The sequence below is a fragment of the Algoriphagus persicinus genome, assembly GCF_035156415.1.
Taxonomy (GTDB): domain Bacteria; phylum Bacteroidota; class Bacteroidia; order Cytophagales; family Cyclobacteriaceae; genus Algoriphagus; species Algoriphagus persicinus.
Genome location: NZ_JAYEEY010000017.1, coordinates 18,978 through 31,673, shown reverse-complemented (window position 1 = coordinate 31,673; position 12,696 = coordinate 18,978). Strand labels below are relative to the sequence as shown.

Annotated in this window: 6 protein-coding genes; all 6 read left to right on the top strand. The window is 41.8% G+C overall.

Going from position 1 to position 12,696, the window contains the following annotated elements; genetic code table 11:
• The first annotated feature begins 13 nt into the window (after positions 1–13).
• The 6 genes from U3A58_RS14005 to U3A58_RS13980 all read left to right on the top strand — a co-directional run bounded on the left by U3A58_RS14005 (position 14) and on the right by U3A58_RS13980 (position 12,648).
• Positions 14–1,648, top strand: coding sequence for a RagB/SusD family nutrient uptake outer membrane protein (locus U3A58_RS14005; protein WP_323824312.1), 1,635 nt, complete (start codon positions 14–16; stop codon positions 1,646–1,648).
• Between the two features lie 99 nt (positions 1,649–1,747).
• Positions 1,748–2,419: a hypothetical protein gene (locus U3A58_RS14000; RefSeq protein ID WP_323824310.1), complete on the top strand. Its 672-nt coding sequence runs from the start codon at positions 1,748–1,750 to the stop codon at positions 2,417–2,419.
• 29 nt (positions 2,420–2,448) lie between these two features.
• Positions 2,449–5,772, top strand: coding sequence for a VCBS repeat-containing protein (locus tag U3A58_RS13995; protein WP_323824308.1), 3,324 nt, complete (start codon positions 2,449–2,451; stop codon positions 5,770–5,772).
• Positions 5,773–5,843: 71 nt separating this feature from the next.
• Entirely contained in the window at positions 5,844–5,993 is a 150-nt protein-coding gene (locus U3A58_RS13990; protein WP_323824306.1) for a hypothetical protein, read from the top strand.
• Between the two features lie 37 nt (positions 5,994–6,030).
• A complete protein-coding gene (locus U3A58_RS13985) occupies positions 6,031–9,315 on the top strand; it encodes a VCBS repeat-containing protein (RefSeq protein WP_323824304.1) in 3,285 nt (1,094 codons plus the stop codon).
• Between the two features lie 24 nt (positions 9,316–9,339).
• The gene (locus tag U3A58_RS13980) at positions 9,340–12,648 is read left to right on the top strand and encodes a VCBS repeat-containing protein (protein WP_323824301.1); all 3,309 of its coding nucleotides are present in this window, start codon (positions 9,340–9,342) and stop codon (positions 12,646–12,648) included.
• Positions 12,649–12,696: the final 48 nt, after the last annotated feature.

Here is a 12,696-nt window from a genome sequence, read left to right as displayed (position 1 = left end):
AAAATAAGATATCATGAAAAAATTAATATATATAAAATCCTTCTTGATTGGCTTGGGAATGTGTTTCGTCATTTCTTCCTGCGTTGATTTGGAAGAAGAAGTGTACAGTGCGGTGACTGCAGATAACTTTTTCAAAACCGACGAAGAATTTATCTCAGCATTAGGACAAGCATACAGTTCTCTCGGAGGCTTAGGTAATCACTCAGGCCTCTGGTCAATCAACGAATTGGCTTCAGACGAAATAGTAATTTCCACCAAAGGGGGTGACTGGTTTGACGGAGGAGTATTATTGCAACTACATCAGCATGAATTTCTTCCTGACAATCCCTTTTTTCAGAACTCATGGAACTTCCTTTATGGGGGTATAAATACCTGTAACCGGTTGATATTTTCCTTTGAAAATCTGGATAATCCAAATTCGGAAGCCTTTATCGCTGAATTACGGGCGCTAAGAGCTTTGTATTATTACTGGGCTATGGATGCTTTCGGGAATATCCCAATTGTAACCGATTTCACAATCACTGAGGCTCCAGAAACCAAAACACGGAAGGAGGCTTACGATTTTATCCTTAGCGAGCTCAATGAAATCATTCCTTTGCTTCCTGAAGCCAAAGACGGCACAACCTATGGCAGAATGACGAAATGGAGTGCTCTGATGATTAGAATGAAGTTATATCTAAATGCTGAAGTCTACTCAGGAACACCCCAATGGAGTCTTGCGGCCAAGGATGCAGAAGAAATCATCAACACTGGTCCTTATAGTTTAATGCCTACTTACAGTGACAATTTTGCTATTAACAATAGTGGGTCAAGCGAAAATATTTTCGTCTATCCTTATGACAAAGTGTTTGCAGGGGGATTTAACTGGGTGATGATGACTCTTCACATTGCCAGCCAGTCCACCTTCAATCTTACCCAGCAGCCTTGGAACGGATACCAAACCGTAGAAGAATTTTATAATTCTTATGTAGATCCTACAAAGAACCCTGGTGTTCAGGGTCCTGTATGGAAAGGTCTAGCTTTACAGCCTTCCACAGGAACCATTGACGGCAGGTTAGGTAATTTCTTGGTGGGTCCTCAGCAAAGATCAAATGGGGCTCCTCTGGAAGACCCGGGAGTAGAACCTACGGATCCAACCGGCCAAAATGGAGACCCTAACGGAGAGCCAATCACTTTCATGCCATTTTTGAATGAAATATGGCCACAGGGATTGCGTCAGGCAGGTGCAAGGATTGGTAAGTATGAATTTGAAGTTGGCGGAACCAATAACATGAGCAATGACTTTGTAGTATTCCGTCTTTCTGATGCCATTCTAAGTTTGGCAGAAGCTAAATTCAGATTAGGAGAAACTGGCCCGGCATTGGCTTTGGTGAACCAGATCAGGAGTAGAGCCGGAAACCTCGATCCATTCACTACTCTCACTAATGAAAATCTACTTGCAGAGCGAGGTAGAGAGATGTTTGTAGAAATGACGAGAAGACAAGATTTGATCCGATTTAAGAAATACGGAGATGCCTGGTGGCCATATGAGGGAATGAATCGCCCTAAGAAGGTTCACAGCGCAGGAAGTACTCTGGAGCTGTTCCCAATCCCACAGCCTCAGCTTTTGGCAAACCCTAAGCTGCAACAAAATCCAGGTTATAATTAACAGAGGATAGATTTAAAGAAAAAAGCAGGCTGAGAGTTTACTCAGCTTGCTTTTTTTTGTCTTCTTGCTTTTTATTAGCTTCAACCTTAGCAATCAGCTATGGAGTTGTACTCCTACTCCCTCGGGATTGTCATTGAACTTTCCCTTTATTTCTATTCCTATATCGACAACCGTATGTATTTTAAAAATCTGATTTTACCTTTCTTTATTGTTTTAGTCATAGGACAAGGCTGTAGTTCTCCAGGTTTTGGGGTAGATGAAGAATATAATCAATCTGATAGCCTGTTTCTAGGGATGTATCTAGGAATGGGGCAGCAGGATTTTTTTAACCTCTGTACAGAGTTGAATCAGAAGGAGCTTATTACTCAGGGACCTGGGGGAAATACCAACGTGGAACATAGAATGACTGATGAATTTGACAGTGAAGTGAGCATGCGTTTTTTTCCCACATTTATTGAAAACAAAGTGTTTGAAATGCCTGTGACCTATTCCTACATCGCATGGGCACCCTGGAATAAGCAATACTGGGCAGACAGCCTGCTGGAAAAAGTTCTGGACAAATATAAAATTTGGTACGGGGATGATTTCAAATTAATCAACCATCCTGACCAAGGCAAAGTCTACTACAAAATTGATGGGAAAAGAAGAATCAATTTATTTATTCGGGATGAACAGTTTGTACAGGCTGTGTTTACAGATCTGAAGGTAGAAAAAAGGCTGAGAGAGGAATTCGAGAAAACCAAACCATCCAACTATGAACCTTCGAATTGACTGGTTAAATTCTAAACATTAACTGTCTGATGAAGAATCCTTGTCTGTTGGCTCCTATCCTTTCCCTTTTGATTTTTTCCTCTTGTAATAAGGAGGTTAAGTCAGGGTCAGAAAGTTTATTTGTGGAGTTGAATTCCAATATAACAGGCATTAATTTCATCAACCAACTGACAGAGACAGAGGAATTCAATATCATTGAATACTTATATTTCTACAATGGCGGAGGAGTAGCCGTGGGTGATATTAATAATGACGGGCTTCTGGATTTATACTTTTCTGCCAACCAGCTGCCCAATAAGCTTTTTTTGAATAAAGGAAATCTGGTTTTTGAAGATATCACTGCTCAAAGCGGGCTGGCTTCTCCTGGAGCCTGGAAAACTGGAGTAAGTATGGTAGATATCAATGGAGACGGACTGCTGGATATCTATGTTTGCAGACTAGGAGACTGGAAGGGAATAAAAGGCAAAAATGAACTTTATCTCAATCAGGGAGATCTGACCTTTACCGAAAACGCTGCGGAGTTTGGTCTTGACTTTCAGGGATTTAGTACACAGGCTGCATTCTTTGACTACGATCGGGACGGAGATCTGGACATGTATCTCCTTAATCATGCAGTGCATACTGCCAACAGTTATGGACGTGCCTCTTTAAGATATAGAGACAGTGGTCCCTCGGGAGACCGGTTGTACCGCAACAATGCAAACAAGAATGAGGAAAAATTTACGCCCGTCACCAATGAAGCCGGAATTTTTTCCTCCCAAATCGGCTATGGCTTGGGCGTGGGAATTTCAGATGTCAACAATGATGGATGGCCGGACATCTATGTTTCCAACGATTTTAATGAAAATGATTACCTCTACCTGAACCTTACAAATGGGACTTTTAAGGAAGCCGTATCAGAGACTGTCACACAGAGTAGCCGGTTTTCCATGGGCAATGATCTGGCGGACATCAACAACGACGGTTTGATAGATATCTTAAGTCTAGATATGCTTCCGGAGGATGAGATCACACAAAAACGCTCTGCAGGAGAGGATAGCTATGAAATCTACCGGTTGAAACTGAATTTTGGATATGGGCGACAAGTGAGCAGAAATACATTGCAACTGAATAACGGAAATGGGACTTTCTCAGAAATCGCACAATTGGCTGGAATTTCTGCTACTGATTGGAGTTGGACGCCCTTATTTGCCGATTTTGACAACGACGGATGGAAGGACCTCTTTGTCTCCAACGGTATTATGCGGCGCCCCAATGATATGGATTACATCAACTTCATAACCAACCCGGAACTGGAGGATGGAATGGTGAAAAAGCCGGAAATCAGTAATTTGGATTTAGCCAAAAAAATGCCGTCAGGAAAAGTCTCAAATTACATTTACAAAAACTCTGGGGATCTTTCTTTTCAAGACAAAAGTGCAGCATGGGGTTTTTCAAAGGCTACTGTTTCCAATGGAGCGGTGTATGCCGATCTGGATAATGACGGAGACCTCGATCTGGTGGTCAATAACCTGAATGAACAAGCTGGAATATTTGAAAATCAACTCATTCAAAAGTTATACTCAGATAAAAGCTCATTTTTAAAAATTCGGTTTGAAGGTAATGGAAATAATAAATTTGGTATTGGTGCCCGAGTGGAAGCTTTTAGTATGGACCAAACTCTCGTCCAGGAAAATTTTACAAGCCGGGGATTTCAGTCATCGGTAGCTCCCGAGATCCATTTGGGACTGGGTGATACCCAATTTCTGGATTCTCTGAAAGTTATCTGGCCCGGCGGTGGAAGCCAGACCTTGAAGAAGGTGGAGGTGAACAAAAGTTTGGTTTTCAAGGAAATCGACGCACAAACCCCAACCCTCCCAATCGAGAGTAAGAGAGACCCACTTTTGCAGAAACTTTCTTCCGAAATCATAGGGCTGGAATTTTTCCATTTGGAAGATGAGTACAATGATTTTAACCATCAACCCCTAATTCCTTTCAAGCTTTCCCATAACGGACCTGCCATTGCTGTAGGCGATGCGAATGCAGATGGGTACATGGATATTTATCTTGGGGGAGCAAAGGGTCAAAAGGGAGCTCTTTTTATCCAAACCAAAGAAGGAAAGTTCAAGAACTCTTCCCAATTGATAAAAGAAGAAGAGTTAGATCAGGATGAGGTTTTTTCCCTTTTTTTGGACAATGAACAAAATGGAAAATCAGACCTTTTGGTGTTCAAAGATGGAGTAGTGTCAGACGCCTCAACAGAAGGAAACAATACACTTTTCACAAATGAAGGGAGTGCTGGTTTTTCAAAAAACCGACAGCTATCCATTGACGCAGGCATCCAGGTCTCTGTGGTACTGCCCGCCGATATTGACGAAGACGGCATGGACGATTTAATCATCCTAGGTAGGAACGTCGCAGGAAAATACGGGCAGGTCCCGCGGAGTTATATTCTAAGAAATAACGGGGGAAATGAGTTTGAAGATATAACAGCTCTGATTGCTCCGGAGCTGGAATACATCGGTATGGCCACTGATGCCGCCTGGGTGGATTTGGATCAAAACGGTAAACTGGACCTGGTCATCGTAGGGGATTGGATGCCTATCACGGTTTTTATGAATAGAGAAGGGCGTCTGGTCAACGAAACAGAAAAAATGGGTCTTGCAAAAACATCTGGTTGGTGGAATTCCCTAGCCGTGGAGGATCTAAATGGAGATGGCTTCCCGGATCTGGTGGCGGGAAATCTGGGATTGAACAGCAGGTTAAAAGCCTCAGAAGAATTTCCGCTAAAAATGTATGTTAAGGATTTTGATGGAAATGGAAGCCTGGAGCAGATTTTAGCCTATTCCCGACAGGGCTACTATTACCCGGTGGCTACTCGAGATGAACTGGTCAAGCAGATTCCAATGATGAAAAAGAACCTACTAACCCACAGAGATTTTGCAGGGAAAACTATTGATGAGTTATTTCAGAATTTAAAGCAGGAAGAGGCTGTACTTTATGAAGTACATCGATTACAGTCCCTAGTCTTGATCAATCAAAAGGGGAATGGTTTTTTGAAGAAACCTCTTCCTATACAGGCTGATTTTTCCTCAGTGGAAGCCATTGCCATAGATGACTTGGATGGGGATGGAAATTTCGATCTCATCCTCGGGGGAAATAAAACAGAGGTTTCTCCCTATTTAGGTGCTTTTCTGGGAAGTCAGGGATTGGTTTTAAAGGGAGATGGATCCGGAAATTTCCTTCCCATGGCCGACTCTGGACTAGCTATCAAGGGAAATATTCGCCACATCCAAATAATGGAAGTTGACAATCAAAAATGGGTTCTGTTTCTAAAAAATGATGGTGAACTGGAAGTTTATCAAGTGAGATGATGATACATATCTAAAGAATCTGATAGAAATTTAAGTCAATCGATTTTAGAAGAAAACATTTCGTAAAATGGATGCTGAAGTTTCAAGAAGAACTGGCTAGATCTGTATTAGAAAATGGATCAGCATGGTGGAGAAAAAGTAGGTTTGTGACCTTTCAGAGTTTTATTCCCATTCCATTGCAACAAATCAATGCTAACCCTAACTTGAGGCAAAACCCATGATAATACTAGTGCTCACAATAAAATTCTTGATGTATTGATGATAATCAGGAATTACATCCTACCGATAGTGCTTTTATTCTCTTCCTGCCAGAAGGAAGAGAATACTCCTAATTCGCTTTTCGAACTTCTCTCAGAAGATCTGACAGGAGTAAGCTTCAGGAATGACCTCGCTTACTCCGAGAAAATCAACCCTTACACCTTTAGAAACTTTTACAATGGTGCCGGAGTGGCTCTCGGGGATATCAACAACGATGGGCTATTAGACATTCTTTTTGCAGGAAACCAAACTTCCAACCGATTATATCTCAATCAGGGAAACCTGAAATTCAAAGATATTACTCAATCAGCCGGTTTAGAATCTACTGGCTATTGGTCTACAGGAGTGAGTATGGCAGACGTCAATGGAGATGGTTTACTCGATATTTATGTAAGTAAATCAGGTCCCAAAGGTGGAGAAAAGCGCCACAATGAGCTCTTTATCAATCAAGGAGATCTTACTTTTTCTGAAAATTCCAAAGAATACGGGCTGGCTGAGGAAAAGCTGTCGCAGCATGCAGTGTTTTTTGATTTTGACAAAGACGGAGATCTGGATCTCTATCTCCTTGCTAATTCCGGACGCTCAGTCGGAATATTTGACCTTCGCATCGGCCAACGTGAAACCCGTGATCCAGATGGTGGAAATAAACTATTTCGAAATGACGGCACAGTTTTCACCGACGTAAGTGAATCAGCCGGGATCTATGGAAGTGCTATAGGCTATGGCTTGGGCGTGACTGTCGCAGATCTCAATCAGGACACCTGGCCGGATCTTTACGTTTCGAATGATTTTTTTGAGCGCGACTATCTCTACCTCAACAATCAGGATGGCACTTTCTCTGAAGTTTTGCCAGAAACACTGAACGAAATAAGCATGGGCTCCATGGGTGCTGATATAGCCGATCTGGACAATGACACACGGCCAGATATTTTTGTAACGGAAATGCTCCCAGCAGACATGACCAGGGTAAAAACCAAAACTCCTTTCGAAGAATGGGACAAGTATCAGGCAAATGTTAAAGCCGGATATCATCATCAATTCACACGAAATACACTTCAAAGAAACCTGGGATTCAAGCCTGGAACCAAGGAGCCGATTTTCACTGAAATGTCCCGCCAAACAGGCATGGATGCAACTGACTGGAGCTGGGGCGCTTTGATTTTTGATGCAGACAATGACGGATGGAAAGATATTTTTGTCGCAAATGGAATAGTTAAGGATTTGACAGATTTTGACTTCGTAGACTTTTATGTGAATAATCAGGAGAAAGTGAAAGGCTTCAGAGAGGATTCTGTTCTGCTCACCAAAATGATCGACGCATTCCCTTCGATTCCTCAGCAGAACTACTGGTTCAAGAATTTAGGAAATTGGCAGTTTGAAAATCAGGCAGCGACACAAGGCTTGGATCAGCTCACCTTCAGCACAGGCGCTGCCTATGGTGACCTTGACAATGACGGCGACTTGGATTTGGTAGTCAATAACCTCAATGAGCGTGCATTTATCTATAAAAACACAACCCGTGAAAATGGATCAGGCAATTATCTACAATTTGATTTAGGAGACGCATTTGGAGCACAGGTTACTTGCTTTGCAGGCACAAAAACCTTTTATCAAGAGTTTCAGCCAGTAAAAGGTTACATGTCTTCAGTAGATCCGAGATTACATTTTGGTCTAGGAAAAATCACAAAACTGGACTCAGTCAAAATCCTGTGGCCAAATGGAAAAACTAGCTTACTCAAAAATATAGCTGTCAATCAAATCCTGATTCCGGATCAAAAAGATGTAATTCTTTTTGAGGAAAATCCTACAACAACTAACACAATTTTCTCTCTTTCTGACAAGGAAATCCCCTTTAGCCATCACGAAAGTGATTTCGTTGATTTTGACAGAGACCGACTTCGGTTCTGGATGATCACCAATGAAGGCCCTAAACCTGCAAAAGCAGATGTCAACCAGGATGGTTTGGAAGACTTGTTTATCCCTGGAGCTAAAGGCCAATCATCAAGTCTCCTGATTCAGGATAACGGAGGGAAATTCAGAAATTCTCAAGCAGGACTATTCCAAAAAGATAGTCTTCCAGAAGACGTGATTGCATACTTTTTTGATGCCAATGGAGACAATGCACCGGATCTACTGGTAGGAAGCGGGAGTATTGAGTTCGGTGGTAATTCACCACTTTATCAGGACAGACTTTACCTGAATGACGGCAAAGGTGTTTTCATAAAAAGTGATCAGATTTTCTCGGCTATACCAACGTCCTTTATTCTCAGCAATGACCTCGATCAGGATGGTGATGAAGATTTGATTATCGGATCCAGAAGTATTCCGTTTGCCTATGGTATCCCTACTGGTATTCAAGTTTGGGAAAATGATGGTAAGGGGAACTTTCTGAATATTTCTTCAAAATTCGGGGAAGCAATTCAGTCACTGGGTATGCTCACATCAGGAGCGATTGCTGATTTGGACGAGGATGGGCAACAAGAACTTATCGTAGCAGGTGAATGGATGGGTATTCGGATTTTCACCCTTACTAAGGATGAAATTATTGAAAAAACATCCGAATTCGGATTCACGGAGACTAGCGGACTTTGGAATTGTCTTTTGGTTGAAGATATTAATGGCGATGGAAAACCAGATATTCTAGCTGGAAATTGGGGATCGAATTCAAGATTAAAATCATCTGAAAAATCCAAACTCCGAATGGTCATCAATGACTTTGATCAAAATGGCTCTTTGGGCCACATCCTGGTATCATATGACGGAACGAGCTCGATACCATGGGTACTAAAAAGCAGTTTGGTTAAGCAAATTCCCTCTTTAAGAAAGCAATTACTGACTTATTCTTCCTATCAAAACAAGTCCTTAGAGGAGCTATTTCCAGAGCCAGTAATGTCAAAATCATTAATTCTGCAGGCTGATTTATTGGAAACTACACTTTGGATAAATGAAGGAAACGGGAAGCTGTCTAAAAATTCGTTACCACAGGAAATTCAAGCCTCACCTATCTTTGCTATTTATGCGCTCCCTTCTGATTCAAGTGCAGCTACGCTCGTCTTCGGTGGAAATCAAAGTCGAATCAAACCCGAACTCGGGGGACAAATGGGAAGCTATGGATGGGTTCTGGAACCAACTGGTGAAAACCAATGGAAATCACTTCTTCCAGAACAAAGCGGACTGTTTGTCCCCGGTGAAATCAGAGGGATCCTGCCAATAAAAATCGAAAACGAACCTCATATTATTACATTGAGAAACAATGAAAAGCCTCTTGTATTTAAGATTCAATAACTTTCTGCTTATTTTGATTCTTTCATGAAACATAAATTCCTAATCCTTTTTCTTTTACTAGTTTCCCTCTCTTGTCAGAAGAAGGAAAAAACACCAACTTTATTTGAGCAAATCGCTCCAAATGATTCGGGTGTCAACTTTGTGAATGAACTTTCATTTGATGAGCAGTTCAATATTTTCACTTACCGAAATTATTACAACGGTGGTGGCGTGGCATTGGGAGATGTAAACAATGATGGTCTTTTGGACATTTTTTTCACAGCCAATCTTGGCCCAAACCAACTCTATCTAAACAAAGGCGATTTCAAGTTCGAAAATGTAACAGATAAAGCCGGTGTAGCAGGAACAAGGGCCTGGAGCACAGGAGCATCGATGGCGGATATCAACGGCGACGGGTTTTTGGATATTTATGTTTGCAACTCGGGGAGTATTGAAGGAGACAACAAGCAAAATGAGCTTTTTATCAACCAGGGTGATGGTACTTTTAAGGAGCGGGCAGAAGAATACGGATTAGCTGATCAGGGATTTTCCACCCATGCTGTTTTTTTTGATTATGATAAGGACGGAGATCTGGATGTTTATCTTCTGAACAATAGCTACCAAGCAATCGGAAGCTTCAATAAAATGCAAAATGAGCGTCCAAAACGAGATCCGGTTGGAGGCGATAAACTCTTCCGAAATGATGGTGAGAAGTTCACTGACATAAGTGAAGAAGCTGGGATTTATGGCTCACTGATAGGTTTTGGATTAGGTATCACGATTGGAGATGTGAACCAGGATACCTGGCCCGACATTTTTATTTCCAATGACTTTTTTGAGCGCGACTATCTTTACATCAACAATCAGGACGGAACTTTCACTGAAACTCTGGAGACTTCCATGCGATCTATTTCAGCGGCATCAATGGGAGCCGATATCGCTGACATCAATGGAGACGGATTGCTGGATATTTTCGTGACGGATATGATTCCTGAATCTCAAACTCGATTGAAACAAGTCACAACGTTCGAAAGCTGGGACAAATACCAGTTCAATAAAACTCACGGCTATCACTACCAATTATCTCGAAATATGCTCCATATCAATAATGGAGATGGGACATTCAGTGAAATGGGACGCCTGGCGAATGTAGAAGCCACGGATTGGAGCTGGGGGGCCTTGATTTTCGACATGGATAATGATGGCAAGCGCGACCTATTCGTCGCCAATGGAATTTATCAGGATATTACGGATCTTGATTACCTCAATTTCATCTACGATGAGGAAACTAAGATCAAAATCATCTCTCAGGAAGGCGTAGACTACAAAGCACTTACTGACCCTATACCTATCAATCCTATTTCAAACTTTGCCTTCCGAAATCTCGGAAACATGAAATTTGAAAATGCTACTGCAGAATGGGGATTGAGTGAGCCCATCCATTCCAACGGTTCTGCTTACGGTGACTTAGATAATGACGGCACACTGGATCTGGTGGTGAATAACGTGAACAAGCCGGCCCAGATTTTCAAAAATGCAGGAAAAACATTTTATCCTGACAGACATTTCCTCCAATTTAATTTAATCGGAAAAGGAAAAAATACAGCCGCAATCGGAACCCAGATTCAGGTGAAAGCAGGTGAAGAAATCTACTACCTGGAGCAAATGCCAAACCGGGGTTTTCAATCCTCCGTCGATCCTAAACTTACGCTTGGATTAGGAGAAAAAACGACTGTAGATCTCATTCGGGTTCTCTGGCCCGATGGAAGTTTTACAGAACTAAAAGACCAAGCAACTGATCAATTATTGACTTTGAAATGGGAAGCGGCTGGCTCCTTGCCCGAAGGTGAGAGTTTCTTTCTGAAACCTGAACCATCCTTCTTTCAGAAAGACAACTCCGTCTCATTGGATTTCACCCATATGGAAAATCATGCTGTGGATTTTGACCGGGATCGATTGACTTATCACATGTTTTCAACAGAAGGACCTGCTTTCGCAAAAGCAGATTTGAATGGAGATGGGCTAGAAGATTTGTTTTTTGGCGGAGCCAAAGGATATGCAGGGAAAATCTATTTCCAACGTCCAAATGGCAATTTCCAAGTTTCAAATCAAGAAGTATTGAACAAGGATGCGCTTTCCGAAGATACAGATGCTACTTTCTTCGATGCTAACGGTGACGGATTTCAGGATTTATTAGTTTGCTCTGGAGGCAATGAGTCTGGTCTGGGATCTCCTGATCTCATCAATCGCCTCTACCTCAATGATGGCAAAGGAAATTTTACGACCACCCAGCAAATGGCTTTCGCAGCTACTGTCGGTAGTAGCTCAGTGGTGCAGATCATTGATTTGAATGAAGATGGTGCCCCGGATTTATTTATCGGTGGCAGGTTGGTTCCTTTCATTTATGGAGCAGCAGCGAACAGTAACATTTTCATCAATGACGGAAAAGGGAATTTCACTGACCAAACTGCGGAACTGGCGCCAAGTCTTAAAGAAATCGGGATGATCACTGATGCAAAAGTGGTTGACTATGATGGGGACGGAAAGCAGGATTTGGTCCTTGTAGGCGAGTGGACAGCACCGATTTTCTTAAAAAATACAGGCGGTAAACTTGAGAAAATTGAAATGCCTGAATTGGAAAATCTTAAGGGATGGTACCGAACTGTTGAAATTGGAGATTTTGATGGAAACGGCTTACCTGACTTGGTCCTGGGAAATCATGGCTTGAATACTAGATTCAAAGCTTCCCAAGCGAATCCTGTCAAAATGTACTTGAATGATTTTGATCAAAACGGTGCTATTGAGCATGTATTTACGAGGCAGGAAGGAACAGTTCATATTCCTTACACACTGAAGCACGAACTTGAAAGACAGATCCCGGGTATCAAAAAAAAGTACATGAGGTACAGCAATTACAATAATCAGACTCTTGAGGATATTTTTCCTGCTGATATTATAGCCAAATCCATCATACAAGAGGTCAATCAGTTCCAGTCCGGAGTCCTTTTGAATAAAGGAAATGGAAAATTCGAATGGAAGCCACTTCCAATAATGGCTCAGAAATCCTGGATTTTTGCGATTCAGGTTTTGGATTTAAACGGTGATGGAATTCAGGATCTTATCCTTGGAGGAAACCTAGCTCAATCCAAACCGGAAACTGGAAAATATGACGCAAGCTTTGGAGAAATCATGCTTGGAAAAGGCGATGGGACATTCACTTTTTGGCCGAATGCTCAGCATGGACTGAGGCTGGAGGGAGATATTCGCGCATTGAGCAAGTTAGGTGATGATAAAATTTTAGTCGTAAAAAACAGCGCATCAGCTGAGATATGGAAGTATTCAGTCAAAAAATGAGATTGCTTGATCTGTAAAACCATTAGTTACAGCATAGAAAATTACCTG